Raw genomic sequence first — 16,070 nt, forward strand, 5'->3', positions numbered from 1 at the left:
GGCCCCGAAGGGCCCCCGGAATCGCCGGGCGGGGGCGCATTCCACCCCGCCGCAGCCCCGCTGTCAATCGTTGACTTGGGAAGTGGTCTAGTCCACGGTGGTGCGCTCCAAGCCCTCACGGCGCCACTGCCGCAACCGTTCTGACGAACCGACGGAGAGCCACCGCCATGCAGAGAGTCTGCCTCGCCCTGCCCACCATGCGTTCCTGCCCCGAGACCATCGCGGAACTCGCCGAGGAGGCGGCCTACGCCGTCGCGAACTTCGGGGCCGAGGTGCACCTGCTCATCCTCGACACCACCGACGCCGCCACCTTCGCGCAGAACGCGGGCGCCGTGGCCGCGCTGGAGCCGACCCCCGGCGTGGTCGTCCACCACCTGGGCGAGGCGCGGCAGCGGGAGTTCCTGCGCCGGGTGGCCGAGCGCTCCGGCGCCGCCGACCCCGACCTGCTGCTCGACCTGATGCTCCCGCCGGCCGTCGCGTACGGCTCCTGCGTCAACCGGCTCTTCCTGGGCGCGGCCGCCCTCGGCTGCACCTCGGCGCACCTGCGCAACGACGACGCCGACTTCCAGGTCGTCGACGGCCGAAAGGTCTTCCCGATCCACCACGAACTGCTCTCGATCGGCCGACCGGCCGGCGAGGCGGTGGCCGGGGTGACCCGCTCCGAACTCGACCCGGCCGACGCGGACAAGCCGGTGATGCTGGTCAGCGGCTCCTTCATCGGCGAACTCAACGTGGACATCAGCGAGATCCACGAGCTGGACCCGGCCGTCTACCGCGACGTGGTGCGCCTGTGGACCCCGCCGGTGTGGCCGGAGGAGGAGCGGGACGCGATGGTCGACGTCTCGTTCAAGGGCGCCGGCTCGGAGCCGTTCACCACCGACGAGTCCGTCCTCGGCGTGCCCGACATCTGGGACGTCTACATGTGCAACATCGCCCTGGACCACCGGGCCTACGAGGTGCTCCCGCTGCTGCCCTCGATCGAGACCATCGGCAGCGACTACGCCCTGCTGCACGCCCTGGTCCACTCCCGGCTGCCCGGCGTCGTCCACAACCGGCACATCGTCAACTACTACACGCCCGAGCGCCGCACCGGCACCGGCTTCGTCAACTACCAGCTGCGGTTCGTCAAGTTCCTGCTCTCGATGCTGTACCTGTACCCGGTCTACGGCGGCATGATCGACCTGGGCCGCGAGCTGCTGGACGAGCGGCACGGGCTGCGGGTCGAGCCGATCATCGACCTGGTGCGCGGCAGCGTCGACTGGGACCGGGCCGGGAACGAGCACTGCCTGGACGTCCTGGACCGCTCCTACCGCAAGCTGGGCGGCAAGTACGCCGAGCTGGCGGACGTGGTGGCCGCGCGGCGCGGGCAGCTCCTGGACGAGGCCCGGCAGGACGCCGAGCGCTGGGCGGTACTGGTCGAGGCCTGGGCGCCGCTGGTGGCCGCCGCCCGCGCCCAGGGGCTGGGCACCGGCCCGGAAGGCCCGGACGCCGGTGCGGAGGGGACGGCCCGGTGAGCGGCAACCCGGCAAGCGGCAACCCGGCAAGCGGCGACCCGGTGAGCGAGGACCTCCGGATCCGGCCGCTGACCGACGGCGACTGGGACGCCGTGGTCGCGCTCGAACACGACGCCTACGCCGCCGACGGCCTGTCCGAGGGCCGGGAGGCGCTGCAGTCCCGGGCCCGCAGCTCGCCGGACACCTGCTACGTGCTGGAGCAGCAGGGCGCCGTCCGCGGCTACCTGCTGAGCCTGCCGTACCCACCGCTGCGCTGCCCGGACCTCACCCAGCCGGAGCGGACCGCGTACGCCTCGGCCAACCTGCACGTGCACGACCTGGTGATCGCCGAGGACCTGCGCGGCCGGGAGGTCGCCCTGGGGTTCATGCGGCACTTCCGCGAACGGGCCGAGGAGCAGGGCTTCGAGCGGATCTCGATGGTCGCGGTGCGCGGCGCGGACATCCTGCTGCGGCTGCTCGGCTACCGGGCGCACCGGGAGGTCACGGTGCCGGAGTACTACGGGCGGCGGGCCGTCTACATGTCGGCACCCGTGATGTCGGCACCCGTGCGCTGACCCGGCCCGACGCCCCGGCGGGCGGACGACGGCAGCCGGCCGGGCTCGCACGAAAACCGGCGGCGGGCCCCGGCGGGCGGCGGGCAGAATGCGCGGATGCCCGCCCTGCTGCACGCCGTCGCCCGCAACCCCGCCCTGCCGCCCGAGCTGCTCGGGCGGATGATCGCCCGACTCACCGACACCGACGAGGAGTTGGCGTGCGCACTCGCGGAGCGGACGGACCTCGACCTGCGGCAGGTACGGCTGCTGGCCGAACGGTTCGAGGACGCCGCCGTACGGCTGGCCGAGCGCGGCCTGCTGCCCGTCGGGGACGTCGACCCGCTCGCCCGGCCGCGGGTCGCGCTCATCCTGCTGGACGAGGGACGCGGGGACCCGGCCTGGGCCCCGCTGTTCGCCCGCGACCCGGACGAGCCGGTGCGGGCACGGCTCGCCTCCGCGGTCGGGCTGCCGGAGGAGGTCGCGGCACTCCTCGCGGCCGACGGATCCGACGACGTGGTGTCCGAACTCGCCCTCCACACCACCGGATCGGACCTGCTGGCGCGGCTGGCCGCGCACCCGGCGGCGCAGGTCCGACGCTCGGCCGCGGCCAACGAGGCCACGCCCGCGGAGCTGCTCACGGCCCTGCTGGACGATCCCGAGGTGACGGTCCGCGAACAGGCGGCAGCCAATCCGGCCACCCCGGGGGCGGCCGCCGCCCGGCTGGTGGCCGACCACATGCTGATCCGGCAGGCGCTCGCCACCCACCCCGGGCTACCCGCCGGGACGTACCACCGGCTGGCCGGGGACGAGATCCCCTGGGTCCGGTCCAACCTGGCCCGGAACCCGGGGATCGACGCGGCACTGATGAGCCGGCTGGCCGAGGACGACGGCCACGACGTCCGGCGCTTGCTCGCCCACCACCCCGCCGTCCCGTTCGACCTGCTCGCCCGGCTCGCGGCCGCCGTCCGGATCGGCCCGACCCTGCTCCCCCGGATCGCCGCCGCCGCTCCTGCCGAACTCCGCGCCCTGGCGGCCGCGCCGGAGCCCAGGGTCCGCATGCTGGTCGCCGAGCACCGGGCGCTGCCGACGGACCTCCGGGACCGACTCGCCGCGGACGCGGACGCGAGCGTGGTCAAGTCGGTGGCCCCGCATCCGGGCCTCGGCGGTGTCCAACTCGCCACCGTGCTGGACCGGTTCGGAACGAAGGTGGCCACCGCCGTGGCCAGGAACCCGGGCGCCCCCACCGCTTTGCTGGACCGGATCGCCACCACTTCGCCCACCCCCGTCAAGGCCCTGCGCGCCATCGCCGCCCACCCCAACGCCTCCCCCGCCGCCCTGGCCGCCTGCCTGACCTCCCCGGACCCCCGCGCCACCGAGGCGGCGGCCGCCAACCCCGCCCTGCCGGTGGCGGTGATGGCGGAGCTGGCCTACCCATGACGGGCGGGACCGGCGGGCCGCCGGGTTTCCGCCAGGTCCGCACCCGGTTGCAGTTGCGTCTCCGTTCGACCGGAGGGGGGTGTGCCGCGACGGCCGGTCCGGGAGCCTGGAGGCAACGACTCGTACGGCGGGGGGAATTGCCATGGGGGACGGCCGCGAGCTGGTGGCGGGTGCGGTGGGAGCGCTGGTGCGCCTGGCCCGGGGCACGCCCGGCGGGCGGGGGCAGGCGGTGGCCGAAGTGGTCCGGGCCCGGCTGCGGCTGCTGCCCGAGGGGGCCCGGGCGCTGTCGGCGATCGAGGCGGACCCGGACGCTCCGGCTGCGCGGGCCGAGCTGGCCTCGGCCGTCGCCCGACTGCTCGCCACCGACCCGGGGTTCGCGCAGTACCTGACCACCACCGACCTCGGCGGGACGGCCGATCCGAACACCGTCCAGCTGCGGACGGACCCGAACCCGGGCCCGAGCACCGTCCAGCTGCGGACCGGCCCGGGTCCGGATCCGACCACCGTCCAGCTCCGGGTCGACCCGGACACGCCCGCGGGCGGCCCGAGCACCGTCCAGCTGAGGGTCGACCCGGCGGCCGCCGGCGCCGCTCGGGCGCTGGCCGCCCGGCGCGGCAACGCCGCCGTCCTCACCGTCCTGGCCCTGGTCCTGATCGCCGCGCTGGTCGCCCTCGGGATCAACCTCGGCTCGCGCCCGCTGCTGCAACCCACCGGGCCCGACCTCGCCCACGCCGCCCGGACCATCCGCGATCCCGCGCGGGTGCAGGGCGTGCTGCCGGACGCCGCCGCGATGCCGAGCGGCTGGCAGCAGCAGGGCGCACCGCGCTCCGGCACGGGCAGCGGGCCGGGCGCGCCCTGCCTGCTCCCGGGCGCCTGCGACCAGCAACTCGCCTACGCGACCGTCTCGTTCAGTGCCCCTCCGCTGCCGTCCGTGCAGTTCACCGTGGTCACCTTCAGCTCCGCCGAGGCGGCCGGCCGGGCCTTCGACACCCGGCTCGACCTGCTCAACGCCCGGGGCGACGCGGCCCCGGCGGCGGTCCAGGCGGTCGGCGACCAGAGCGCCGCCCGCACCCGGGGCGACTCGACGGCGGAGACGGTGGTCCGGGTCGACTCGGCGCTGCTCTACGTGCACTACGCCGGCCCGGGGGCCGCGGTGGCACTGCCCGGGCTCACCCCGTTCGTCCGACTGCTCGCCGAGCGCACCCGGCAGGCCGAGGACGGCCGGACCCCGGACGCCGTCCTCCACACCACCGGGGGCTGAACGCCCGGCGCCGCCCGCTGCTCCCAGGAACCCCACCACCCATCACCACACCCATGCGCCCCATCCGCCCCGCGGGCCCCACCGGCCCGCGGGGCGTGACGCGTGCCCCGCCCCACCCCCGACCTGCGCCGACCGCCCCCGTCGCCCGAATGCATGTATCGCTCTCTTGACTGGCGTCACGAGCGCGCCATACTGGCTTCACTCCCGCTCGCCCGACGAGGTGCCGCCCATGGAGCTCTCCCCCTCGGCGCACATGGACACGTTCTGCCGAGACCATCTCCCGCCCTTCGACCAGTGGCCAGAACTCCTCTTCGACCTACCGGAGTTGGCCTACACCGACCGCCTGAACTGCGCATCCGCCCTGCTCGACGACACCATCACCCGCCTGGGCCCCGACCGGCGCTGCCTGCTCACCCCCACCACCCGGTGGAGCTACGGCGAACTGCGCGACCACGCCGACCGGACAGCCCGCCTGCTCACCGAGGAACTGGGCCTGGTCCCCGGCAACCGCGTCCTGCTACGCGGCCCCAACACCCCCTGGCTGGCAGCCTGTTGGCTCGGGGTGCTGAAAGCCGGCGGTGTGGTCGTCACCACCATGCCGCTGCTCCGCGCGGCCGAGCTGACCGAACTGGCCCGGATCGCCCGCCCCACCGTCGCCCTGTGCGACCACCGCTTCCGCACCGAGCTCGACCTCGCCGACACCCCCGGGCTGCGGGTCCTCTCCTTCGGCGGCCCCGGCCCCGAGGACCTCACCGCCCGCAGCGCCACCCAGCGCCCCGGCTTCGCCGCCGTACCGACCGCCGCCGACGACGTCGCGCTGATCGCCTTCACCTCCGGCACCACCGGTCGGCCCAAGGCCACCCTGCACTTCCACCGGGACGTGCTGGCCAACGCCGACACCTTCTCCCGCCACCTGCTCCGCCCCACCCCCGACGACCTCTTCACCGGCACCCCGCCGCTCGGCTTCACCTTCGGCCTCGGCGGCCTGCTGGTCTTCCCGCTGCGGGTCGGCGCCGCCAGCCTGCTGCTGGAGAAGGCCACCCCCGAGCAGCTCGCCGAGGAGGTCGCCCGGCACGGGGTGAGCGTGCTGTTCACCGCGCCCACCGCCTACCGCGCGATCCTGGCCGCCGGGCTCGCCGACCGGCTGTCCGGCGTACGGCGCTGCGTGTCGGCCGGCGAGCCGCTGCCCGCCGCCGTCTGGGGGGCCTTCCACGCCGCCACCGGCCAGCGGCTGATCGACGGGATCGGCGCCACCGAGCTGCTGCACGTGTTCATCTCGGCCGCCGACGACGACATCCGGCCCGGTGCCACCGGCCGCCCCGTCCCCGGCTACCGGGCGGCGATACTCGACCGGCAGGGCAACCCGGTACCGGACGGCCAACCCGGACTGCTCGCCGTCAAGGGCCCCACCGGCTGCCGCTACCTGGACGACGAGCGCCAGCGCGAGTACGTCCGCGGCGGCTGGAACCTCACCGGCGACACCTATCTGCGCGACCGGGACGGCTACTTCTGGTACCAGGCCCGCAACGACGACATGATCGTCTCGGCCGGGTACAACATCGCCGGCCCCGAGGTGGAACAGGCGCTGGCCGCCCACCCGGCGGTCGCCGACTGCGCCGTGGTGGCCGCGCCGGACGAGCGGCGCGGCACGGTGGTCAAGGCGTACGTGGTGCTGACCGGGGGCACCTCGGGCGGCGCCGAGACCGTCAAGGAGCTCCAGGAGCACGTCAAACGCACCATCGCGCCGTACAAGTACCCGCGCGCCGTCGAGTTCGTTCCCGAGCTGCCGCGCACCGCGACCGGCAAGCTGCTCCGCGCCGAGCTGCGCAGAAGGGCCGCCGTGACACCTCAGAACGCCGCACCGCAGGACGCGGCACCGCAAGGCACCGCGCCCCAGGGCGCCGCACCGCAGCACGCGACACCGGAACCGGCGCCCGCCCCCGCCGCCATCACCATCGAGCGCCGGGTCGAGTGGTCGGACACCGACGCCGCCGGGCACTACCACTTCTCCGCCGTGCAACGCTGGGCCGAGGCCGCCGAGGCGGCGCTGCTGCGCCGGCTCGGACTGGCCGAGCTGTTCGGACGGATCCCCCGGGTGCACTTCGAGGCCGACTACCGGGAGCGGCTCTGGTTCGGGGACGTGGTCCGCACCGAGCTGCGGGTGGTCCGGGTCGGCGGCTCCTCGCTGCACTACGCCTTCGAGGTGCACGGCCCGCAGGGACTGGCCGCCAGCGGCCGGATGTCGGTGGTGCACGCGGCGCCGCGGGTCAAGGGCGCCGAGCCCTGGCCCGCCCCGGTCCGCCGGGCGCTCACCGAGGCCGGTCCGCAGCAGCCGGAGGTGGTCGCATGACGGGCAAGCCGCAGCCCGCCGGGGCCGGCGCGCCGCAGCAGCACACGGCCGGCGGCCCGCGCCGGATCGCGGTGATCGGCGCCGGCCCCGGCGGGCTCTACTTCGCCGCCCTGGCCAAGCAGTTGGACCCCGAGCGCGAGATCACCGTGTTCGAACGGGACGGCCGGGAGGACGAGTTCGGCTTCGGCGTGGTGTTCTCCGACGAGACCCTGGACGGCATCGCCCAGGCCGACCCGAAGGTCTTCGCCGCGATCAGCGCCGAGTTCGCCCGCTGGAGCGACATCGACATCCGCTACGCCGGCCAGGTCCGCACCAGCGGCGGGCACGGCTTCGCCGCCCTGGACCGCAACCGGCTGCGCGCCGTCCTCCAGGACCGCTGCGCCGAGCTGGCGGTGGACGTGCGCTACCGCACGTCCGCCCCGCCGGCCGACCGGCTCGCCGCCGAGTACGACCTGGTGGTGGCCGCCGACGGCATCAACTCCGGCACCCGGGCCGCCCATCCGGAGACCTTCCGCACCGAACTGGACGAGCGGCACTGCCGCTACATCTGGCTCGCCACCGACAAGGTCTTCGAGGCCTTCACCTTCATCGTCGAGGAGTTCGACTTCGGCACCGTGCAGGTGCACGCCTACCCGTACAGCGCCACCCGCTCGACCTTCATCGTCGAGGTCGCCGCCGACGCCTGGCGCCGCGCGGGCTTCGAGGCCCTCGCGGCACGGGAGTTCGCACGCGGCGAGAGCGATCTGGCGAGCGTGGAGCGCTGCGCGGAGCTGTTCGCCGGGCACCTGGACGGCCACCGGCTGATCCCCAACGCCTCCCGTTGGATCCGCTTCACCACCGTCCGCAACGCCAGTTGGCGCCACGGCAACACCGTGCTGCTCGGCGACGCCGCGCACTCCGCGCACTTCTCAATCGGCTCGGGCACCAAGCTGGCCCTGGAGGACGCCCTCGCCCTGGCCGCCGCGCTGGGCGAACAGCCCACCCTGGACGGCGCACTGGCCGCCTACGAGGCCGAACGCCGGCCGGTGGTGGAGTCCACCCAGCGGGCCGCGCAGGCCAGCCTGGAGTGGTTCGAGACGGTGGGGCGCCGCACCGGGCAGGACCCGGACCGGTTCGCCTTCAACCTGCTCACCCGCAGCCGCCGGGTCACCTACGGCAACCTGCGGGCCCGCGACCCGGAGTTCACCGCCGCCGTGGACGCCGCCACCGGCGGCTCCCCCGGGGTGCCGCCGATGTTCCGTCCGCTGAAACTCGGCGCCCTGGAGCTGCGCAACCGGATCGTGGTGCCCCCGCTGGCGACCTTCACCTCCCCCGACGGGCTGCCCAGCGCCTTCGACCGGGCCCAGTTGACCGCCCACGCGCTCGGCGGCGCCGGGCTGGTGATCGCCGGGATGACGGCGGTCGGCCCCGAGGGCCGGGCCACCGACCACTGCCCCGGGCTGTGGACCGACCGCCAGCAGGGCGCCTGGGCCGAACTCCGGCGCGCCGTCGCGGCGGTGAGCGACACCCCGGTCGGCATCCAGCTCACCCACGCCGGTCGCCGGGGCGCCACGGCCGCGCCCGGACCGGACGGCATCGGCCGCCCGCTCGCCGACGGCTGGCCGCTGCTCGCCCCCTCGCCGCTGCCCTGGGATTCCGGCAGTGCCGTCCCGCACGAGGCGAACGAGGTCCAACTGGCCGCTGTCACCGCCGACTTCGCGGCCGCCGCCGAACGCGCCGCCCGGGCCGGGTTCGACGTGCTGGAGCTCCAGTTCGGCCACGGGCACCTGCTCTCCACCTTCCTCTCCCCGCTCACCAACCACCGCACCGACGGCTACGGCGGGCCGCTCGCCCACCGGCTGCGACTGCCGGTCGAGGTGCTGTCCGCCGTCCGCGCCGTCTGGCCCGCCGGGCGGCCGCTGCTGGTCCGGATCTCGGCCGCCGACTGGGCCCCCGGCGGGACCACCGAGGCCGAGGCGGTGGCGATCTGCCGCGCGCTGGGCGAGGCCGGGGCGGACGCGGTGGACGTCTCCACCGGCGAGGTGGTGGCGCACCAGCGGCCGCCGTACGGGCGCGGCTTCCAGACGCCCTTCGCCGAACTGGTCCGCGCCGCCACCGGCCTGCCGACCGTCGCCGTCGGCGCGATCTCCGGCCACGACGACGCCAACTCCGTCCTGCTGGCGGGCCGCGCCGACCTGGTCGCGGTCGGCCGGGCCCAGCTGCACGACCCGTTCTGGACCCTGCACGCCGCCGCCGACCAGGACTACACCGGCCCGGGCGCCCCCTGGCCCGCGCCCTGGCTGGCCGGGCGCCGCAGGCCGCCGGGACCGGGCGCCGACAAGGTCTCCCCGCGCCTGCACCTGCTGCGGGAGGCCGCCCCGCCCGTCCACCGCCGCTGGCGGCCGACTCCGACCGAGGAGTGAGGAAGACCCATGGACCTGCCGCGCTTCACCGCCGCCGCCGTCCAGGCCGCCCCGGTCTACCTGGACCCGGCCGCCACCGTGGACAAGGCCGTCGCCCTGATCCGGGAGGCGGCCGGCCGCGGCGCGGAACTCGTGGTCTTCCCCGAGGTCTTCGTACCCGGCTACCCGTACTGGAACTGGACGATGACCCCGGTGCAGGGCTCGCCCTGGTACGAACGGCTGTACCGCGCCGCGGTGGACGTCCCCGGGCCGTACGTGGAAACCCTGTGCTCGGCCGCCCGGCAGGCCGGGGTAGTGCTGGTGATCGGCGTCAACGAGCGCGGCCGGCACAGCCTCGGGGTGCTGTACAACACCCTGCTGATCATCGGCGCGGACGGCGAACTCCTCGGTGTGCACCGCAAACTGGTGCCCACCTGGGCCGAGAAGCTGACCTGGACCCAGGGCGACGGCAGCTCGTTGAAGGTGCACCACACCGCCGTCGGCCCGCTCGGCGCCCTGGCCTGCGGGGAGAACACCAACACCCTGGCCCGCTTCACCCTGCTGGCGCAGGGCGAACTCGTCCACGCCGCGGCCTACATCGCCCTGCCGGTGGGCCCCGAGGACTACGACATGGCGGAGGCGATCGCGCTGCGCGCCGCCGCCCACTGCTTCGAGGGCAAGCTGTTCACCGTGGTCTCCTGCTCCACCGTCTCACCGGAGATGGTCGACCTGATCGCCGGCGACGACCCGCAGCTGCGCAGACAACTCACCCGCCCGCACAGCGCGTTGTCCGGGATCTTCGGACCGGACGGCCGGGCGGTCACCGAGCCGCTGGTGGACGAGGAGGGCATCGTCTACGCCGAGATCGACCTCGGCCGCTGCATCCAGCCCAAGCAGATGCACGACATCGTCGGCCACTACAACCGCTTCGACGTCTTTCAACTGCACGTGAACGACCGCCCGCTGCGGCCCTTGACGTACCCCCGCGACGACACCTGACCGAGGAGGAGCCATGAGCGCCGAAGGCAGCTACGACGACGGCCGGATCGGCCGGGCCCGCGTCCACGACAGCCCAGAACTCCTGGCCTACTACGAGGAGTTGGCCAAGCACGAGGCCGGCGCCCTGTGGACGGTGGCGAACGAGATCGAACCCTGGTACCCGCAGCCGAAGTCCGTCCCGGTGCTCTGGCGCTACGCCGACCTGCGCCCGCTGGTCCGCAAGGCCCTCCCGCTGGTGAAGGCCGACGACGCGGGCCGCCGGGTGGTGATGCTGGTCAACCCCGGCCGCCGCGAACTCAGCGCCGCCGTCGGCCTGTTGTACACCGGCCTGCAGATCATGGGCCCCGGCGAGGCGATGACCGCGCACCGCCACCAGGCCTCCGCCCTGCGCTTCGTCCACGAGGGCCTCGGCGCCTGGACGATCGTCGACGGCCAGAAGCTCCGGGTCGGCCCGCGCGACTTCGCGATCACCCCCAACGGCACCTGGCACGAGCACGGCAACGAGGCCGAGGACAACCCGGTGATCTGGCAGGACGGCCTGGACATCCCGCTGGTCAACACCCTCGACGCCAACTTCTACGAAGTCCACCCGGACCTCTACCAGCGCCCCGGCCCGGTCCCGAACTCCTCGCTGCTCAGCTACGGCGGCAACCTGCTCCCGTACGGCATGGAGAAGTGGACCCGCCCGTACTCGCCGCTGCTCGGCTGGCCCTGGGGTCCCAGCTACCACGCGCTGTGCCAACTGGCCCGTGCCACCGAGGGATCCCCGTACGACGGCGTGATCATGGAGTACACCAACCCGGTCACCGGCGGCTCGGTGATGCCCACCATGTCCGCCCACCTCCAGCTGCTCCGCCCCGGCCAGGCCACCCGCGCCCACCGGCACACCGGCTCGGTGGTCTACACCGCCGCCAAGGGCCGGGGCGTCTCGGTGATCGCCGGGCAGCGCTTCGAGTGGCAGCAGGGCGACATCTTCGTCGTCCCGTCCTGGGCCTGGCACGAGCACGAGAACCTCGACCAGGGCGAGGACGCCTGCCTGTTCTCCTTCAACGACTTCCCGGTGATGCACTCCCTCGGCCTCTACCGCGAGGAGGCCCACCCGGCCCACGACGGGCACCAGGACACCACCGACCCCACCACCCCGTAACAGGAGAGTCCACCCGATGCAGCTGCTGACCTACCGCGCCGACGGCGACCCCACCCCCCGGCTCGGCGCCCGCACCGACGGCGACCGGGTCGCCGACCTGACCGCCCTCGCCACCGGCGCCGGCGTCGAACTCCCCGACGACCTCCTGGGGTTGATCCGGGCGGGCGAACCGGCCCTGGCCACCGCCCGCGCCCTGACCGCCGGGACGCCGGCCACCCGGCCGCTGGCCGAGGTCTCGCTGTGCGCCCCGCTGCGCCCCGGCAAGATCGTCGGGGTCGGCCTCAACTACGTGGAGCACGTGGCCGAGTCGCACCGCACCCTGGACACCGAGCGCGAACTCCCGGACCGCCCGGTGCTGTTCGGCAAGCCGGCCACCGCCGTCACCGGCCCCGGCCAACCCATCCTGCACAACGCCGACCTCACCAAGCAGCTCGACTGGGAGTGCGAACTCGCCGTGGTGATCGGCGAACCCGCGTTCCGGGTGAGCGAGGCGGACGCCTGGCGGCACGTGTTCGGCTACAGCATCGTCAACGACATCAGCGCCCGCGACCAGCGCCGGAGCGGGCAGTGGTTCTTCTCCAAGGGCCAGGACAGCTACGCGCCGTTCGGCCCGGTCGTGGTCACCGCCGACGAGATCCCCGACCCGCAGCAGCTCGACCTCTCGCTGCGGGTCAACGGCGAACTGCGGCAGGACTCCAACACCCGCCACATGCTGTTCGGCATCGCCCGGCTGATCGCCGACATCTCCGCCGGGATGACCCTGGAACCCGGCGACGTCATCGCCACCGGCTCCCCCTCCGGGGTCGGCGCCGGCATGGTCCCGCCGCAGTTCCTGCAGCCCGGCGACCTGGTCGAGGCCACCATCGAGCGGATCGGCACCCTCGCCAACCCCGTGATCGACGCCCGCTGAGAGGAGTCCGGCGCAGATGACCACCTACCGGATCGGCCAGATCGTCCCGAGCTCCAACGTCACCATGGAGACCGAAGTCCCGGCCCTGCTGCGGGCCCGCGAGGCGGTCGCCCCGGAACGGTTCACCTTCCACTCCAGCCGGATGCGGATGACGAAGGTCACCCCCGAGCAACTGCGCGCCATGGACGGCGAGTCCGACCGCTGCGCCGCCGAGCTCTCGGACGCCCGGGTCGACGTGATCGGCTACGCCTGCCTGGTCGCGGTGATGGCCACCGGCCCCGGCTACCACCGCGAGGCCGAGCAGCGGCTGCACCGCCGCACCGTCGAGAACGGCGCGCCCGCGCCCGTGGTGACCAGCGCCGGCGCCCTGGTCGCCGGGCTGCGGGCGCTCGGTGCGCGGAAGGTCGCGATGGTCACCCCGTACCTGCGCCCGCTGGCCGCGACAGTGGTCGACTACCTCGGCGGGGAGGGCATCGAGGTGCTGGACCACGCCGCGCTGGAGATCGCCGACAACCTCGACGTGGCCGCCCACGACGCGGCCCGGCTGCCCGGGATCGCCAAGGGCCTGGCGCACGGCGACGCGGACGCGGTGGTGCTCTCCGCCTGCGTGCAGATGCCCTCGCTGTCCGCCGTCGAGGAGGCCGAGCAGCTGCTCGGCAAGCCGGTGGTCTCGGCGGCGATCTGCACCACCCACCAGTTGCTCCGGGCGCTCGGCCTGCCCGCCGTCGCCCCCGGCGCCGGGCACCTGCTCTCCGGCGCGTACGCCTAGGGCGCGTCTTGTGGATCAGGTCGGACCAGACCGCGGCGTCAGGGTGCGTGCATCGCAAGGCGGAGGAGGGAGTCCATGCGGAGCATCGGCGACCGACGACAACGCGGCGAGGTGCGTGCCCTGGCGTCGCGGGCCTGGCCTGATCCACAAGACACGCCCTAAGCCCGACCGCACCCGTGCCCCACCCGCACCCACGCCCCACCCGGACGCCCGACCCACCACCGGCCCACCCGACCCGCGGTGGCGTCGCTATGATCACCACCAGCCGTCGGGGAGGAGGGCCCGCAGATGCCGGAGAGCACGACCCGGCCCAGCTCCCTGATCAACACCGTCTACGGCGAGTTCGTCCGCCGCCTCGGCGGCTGGATATCGATCGCCGACCTGATCGCGCTGATGGCCGAGCTGGACGTCGACGGCCCGGCCGTCCGCTCGGCCATCTCCCGCCTGAAGAAGGCCGGCACCCTGCTCCAGGAGCGCCGCTCGGGCACCGGCTACCGGCTGGCCCCCGCGATGGGCCCGGTGTTCGACGAGGGCGACCGCCGGATCTTCCACAGCCTGGAGCCCGCCGAGCTCGCCGACGGCTGGGTGGTGGCGGTCTTCTCGGTGCCGGAGTCCGAGCGCGCCCACCGCCACCAGCTGCGCTCCCGGCTGAGCTGGCTCGGCTTCGGCAACGCCGCCCCGGGCGTCTGGCTGGCCCCCGCCCGGCTGCTGCCGGACGCCCGCCGGCTGCTGGAACGCCTCGGCCTGAGCGCCTACGTCCACCTCTTCCTCTCCGCCGAGTACGCCGGCTTCGCCGAACTCCGTACGGCGGTGGCGACTTGGTGGGACCTCCCGGCGATCGAGGCGCAGTACGCGGCGTTCACGGACGCCTGGCGCCCGGTCGCCGAGCAGGTGCGCGGGCGGGAGCGAATCGACCCGGTCGAGGCCTTCCGGGACTACGTGCCGATGCTCACCCAGTGGCGCCGGCTGCCGTACCTCGACCCCGGGCTGCCCGCGCCGCTGCTGCCCGAGCACTGGAACGCCGTGCCGGCCCGCGCGGTGTTCAGCGAGGTGCACGGGCTGCTCGCCGAGCCGAGCCTGCGCTACGTCGAGAAGGTCACCGGACTGTCCCACCCTCAGGAGCTGCCATGACCACCCCGGAGCGGACCCCCGCCCCCGCCGATCTGCTGATCCGCGCCGCCGCCGTGCACACCCTCGTCCCGGGCGAGGCGCCGCAGCAGGCGATCGCCGTCACCGGCGGCCGGATCACCACCCTCGCCGCCGAGCCGACCGGCCTGGACAGCCTGGTCGGGCCGGACACCGAGGTGGTGGACGCCCCGGGCGCGACGGTGCTGCCCGCCTTCGACGACACCCACACCCATCTGATCCTGGCCGGGCACAGCGTCCACGGCGTCCCGGTGCACCGGGCCCGGGACCTCGACGGCTTCCTGGCGCTGATCCGCGAGCGGGCCGCCCGCACCCCCGCCGGGGAGTGGATCGTCACCACGGTCAACTGGCAGGAGGTGCTGCTCACCGAGCAACGGCTGCCCACCACCGAGGAGTTGGACGCCGCCACCGCCGACCACCCGGTGCTGGTGCGCCGCGGCGCGTACAACATGGTGCTCAACTCGGCCGCGCTGCGACTGGCCGGGATCGACGAGTCCACCGAGGCCCCGGACGGCGGGGTGATCGAGCGGGACGAGCGGGGGCGGCTGACCGGCCGGCTGATCAACCGGGCGATCGAGGCGGTCGAGCGGGTACTGCCGCGGCCGACCCTCGCCGAGCGGATCGAGGGGCTGCGCGCGGCCGCCGCCGACTACGCGGCCACCGGGATCGGGACGGTGCGCGACTGCCTCGTCCCGGTCGAGGACCTCGACGTACTGGACGCGGCCCGGGCCGCGGGGGCGCTCGCCGTCCGGGTCCGGGCCCTGGTCTCCGGCTTCGCGGCCCGCACCCCCGAGCAGGTGGACGCCCTACTGGACCGGATGGACGACTGGCGCGCGGACGGCCGGGACGACGCCCGACTGCGGCTGTGGGGCGTCAAGTTCGGCATCGACGGCGGCTTCGAGGCGGGCGCCCTGGAGCAGCCGTACCAGGGACAGCCCTGCTACCACGGGCGGCTGCTCTGGGAGCCGGCCGAGCTGCTGGCCGCGGTGGAGCGGGTGGTCGGGCGCGGCTGGCGGGTGGGCGTGCACGCCTGGGGCGACCGCGGGCTGCGGGTGCTGCTGGACGTCTTCGAGCAGGCGGTGAAGCGCCACCCGGGGCTGCCGCCGGGAACGCTCGTGGTCGAGCACGGCGGGCTGGCCCGGGCCGACCAGCGGGCCCGGGCGGTCGCGCTGGGGATCCCGGTGACGGTGCAGCACCCGCTGCTGCACGACGGCGCGCTCACCCAGCAGCGGGCCTGGGGCGCGGAGCGCACCGCCGCGCTGTTCCCGCTGCGCGAGTGGCTGGACGAGGGAGCGCAGCTCTCGGCCGGCTCGGACTTCCCGGTCGGCCCGTACGGCGCGATGCTGTCGGTGTGGGGCATGACGACCCGTGGCACCACGGCCGGGGTGGTCGGCCCCGAGCACGCGATCGGACGGGCCGAGGCGATCGCGCTGCACACCGTGAACGCCGCCCGGCTGACCGGCGAGGAGGCCGAGCGCGGCAGCCTGCGGCCGGGGGCGTTCGCTGACCTGACGCTGTGGCCGGTCGATCCGCTGCACTGCCCGACGGCGGAACTGCGCGGGCTGCTGCCGCTGCGTACGGTGGTCGGCGGCTGTACCGTGCACGGGGGATGACGGCCCGACC

General features: G+C 74.6%; 12 protein-coding genes and 1 pseudogene. All 13 read left to right on the forward strand.

Annotated features, from left to right (window positions below; all coding sequences use genetic code 11):
- The first annotated feature begins 167 nt into the window (after positions 1-167).
- Positions 168-1,514 (forward strand): DUF6271 family protein, encoded by a 1,347-nt coding sequence (locus AB0F71_RS22235; protein ID WP_360237153.1) that lies wholly within the window; start codon positions 168-170, stop codon positions 1,512-1,514.
- A complete protein-coding gene (locus AB0F71_RS22240; RefSeq protein ID WP_360237155.1) occupies positions 1,511-2,068 on the forward strand; it encodes a GNAT family N-acetyltransferase in 558 nt (185 codons plus the stop codon). Before AB0F71_RS22235 ends, AB0F71_RS22240 begins: the two co-directional genes overlap by 4 nt.
- 96 nt (positions 2,069-2,164) lie before the next feature.
- Positions 2,165-3,484 carry a hypothetical protein gene (locus tag AB0F71_RS22245; protein ID WP_360237157.1) on the forward strand — a complete coding sequence of 440 codons (1,320 nt, stop codon included), beginning with the start codon at positions 2,165-2,167 and terminating at the stop codon, positions 3,482-3,484.
- A gap of 142 nt (positions 3,485-3,626) precedes the next feature.
- Positions 3,627-4,745 (forward strand): hypothetical protein, encoded by a 1,119-nt coding sequence (locus tag AB0F71_RS22250; protein ID WP_360237159.1) that lies wholly within the window; start codon positions 3,627-3,629, stop codon positions 4,743-4,745.
- A gap of 229 nt (positions 4,746-4,974) precedes the next feature.
- A pseudogene (locus AB0F71_RS22255) lies at positions 4,975-6,573 on the forward strand (AMP-binding protein); the annotation flags it as partial.
- Entirely contained in the window at positions 6,553-7,095 is a 543-nt protein-coding gene (locus AB0F71_RS22260) for a thioesterase family protein (RefSeq protein WP_360237219.1), read from the forward strand. The pseudogene AB0F71_RS22255 and the gene AB0F71_RS22260, both read left to right, overlap by 21 nt.
- A complete protein-coding gene (locus tag AB0F71_RS22265; protein ID WP_360237161.1) occupies positions 7,092-9,497 on the forward strand; it encodes an FAD-dependent monooxygenase in 2,406 nt (801 codons plus the stop codon). The genes AB0F71_RS22260 and AB0F71_RS22265 overlap by 4 nt, the downstream gene beginning before the upstream one ends.
- Positions 9,498-9,506: 9 nt before the next feature.
- Positions 9,507-10,475, forward strand: a complete 969-nt coding sequence (locus tag AB0F71_RS22270) for a carbon-nitrogen hydrolase family protein (RefSeq protein ID WP_360237163.1) — start codon at positions 9,507-9,509, stop codon at positions 10,473-10,475.
- A gap of 13 nt (positions 10,476-10,488) precedes the next feature.
- On the forward strand, positions 10,489-11,622 hold the full coding sequence (locus AB0F71_RS22275; protein WP_360237165.1) for a cupin domain-containing protein: 1,134 nt from the start codon (positions 10,489-10,491) through the stop codon (positions 11,620-11,622).
- A gap of 16 nt (positions 11,623-11,638) precedes the next feature.
- The gene (locus AB0F71_RS22280) at positions 11,639-12,532 is read left to right on the forward strand and encodes a fumarylacetoacetate hydrolase family protein (protein ID WP_360237167.1); all 894 of its coding nucleotides are present in this window, start codon (positions 11,639-11,641) and stop codon (positions 12,530-12,532) included.
- A 16-nt stretch (positions 12,533-12,548) separates the two neighbouring features.
- Positions 12,549-13,301: an Asp/Glu racemase gene (locus AB0F71_RS22285; RefSeq protein WP_360237169.1), complete on the forward strand. Its 753-nt coding sequence runs from the start codon at positions 12,549-12,551 to the stop codon at positions 13,299-13,301.
- Between the two features lie 288 nt (positions 13,302-13,589).
- Entirely contained in the window at positions 13,590-14,432 is an 843-nt protein-coding gene (locus AB0F71_RS22290) for a PaaX family transcriptional regulator C-terminal domain-containing protein (protein ID WP_360237171.1), read from the forward strand.
- The gene (locus AB0F71_RS22295) at positions 14,429-16,060 is read left to right on the forward strand and encodes an amidohydrolase (RefSeq protein WP_360237173.1); all 1,632 of its coding nucleotides are present in this window, start codon (positions 14,429-14,431) and stop codon (positions 16,058-16,060) included. Before AB0F71_RS22290 ends, AB0F71_RS22295 begins: the two co-directional genes overlap by 4 nt.
- The last annotated feature ends 10 nt before the right edge of the window (positions 16,061-16,070 follow it).

The sequence above is a fragment of the Kitasatospora sp. NPDC028055 genome (assembly GCF_040637885.1).
GTDB lineage: Bacteria > Actinomycetota > Actinomycetes > Streptomycetales > Streptomycetaceae > Kitasatospora.

Excerpts from the sequence above, each read along its gene's own strand:
- AB0F71_RS22235 (WP_360237153.1), top strand. The coding sequence starts at position 168 with ATGCAGAGAGTCTGCCTCGCCCTGCCCACCATGCGTTCCTGCCCCGAG.
- AB0F71_RS22245 (WP_360237157.1), top strand. The coding sequence starts at position 2,165 with ATGCCCGCCCTGCTGCACGCCGTCGCCCGCAACCCCGCCCTGCCGCCC.
- AB0F71_RS22250 (WP_360237159.1), top strand. The coding sequence starts at position 3,627 with ATGGGGGACGGCCGCGAGCTGGTGGCGGGTGCGGTGGGAGCGCTGGTG.
- AB0F71_RS22265 (WP_360237161.1), top strand. The coding sequence starts at position 7,092 with ATGACGGGCAAGCCGCAGCCCGCCGGGGCCGGCGCGCCGCAGCAGCAC.
- AB0F71_RS22270 (WP_360237163.1), top strand. The coding sequence starts at position 9,507 with ATGGACCTGCCGCGCTTCACCGCCGCCGCCGTCCAGGCCGCCCCGGTC.
- AB0F71_RS22275 (WP_360237165.1), top strand. The coding sequence starts at position 10,489 with ATGAGCGCCGAAGGCAGCTACGACGACGGCCGGATCGGCCGGGCCCGC.
- AB0F71_RS22280 (WP_360237167.1), top strand. The coding sequence starts at position 11,639 with ATGCAGCTGCTGACCTACCGCGCCGACGGCGACCCCACCCCCCGGCTC.
- AB0F71_RS22285 (WP_360237169.1), top strand. The coding sequence starts at position 12,549 with ATGACCACCTACCGGATCGGCCAGATCGTCCCGAGCTCCAACGTCACC.
- AB0F71_RS22290 (WP_360237171.1), top strand. The coding sequence starts at position 13,590 with ATGCCGGAGAGCACGACCCGGCCCAGCTCCCTGATCAACACCGTCTAC.
- AB0F71_RS22295 (WP_360237173.1), top strand. The coding sequence starts at position 14,429 with ATGACCACCCCGGAGCGGACCCCCGCCCCCGCCGATCTGCTGATCCGC.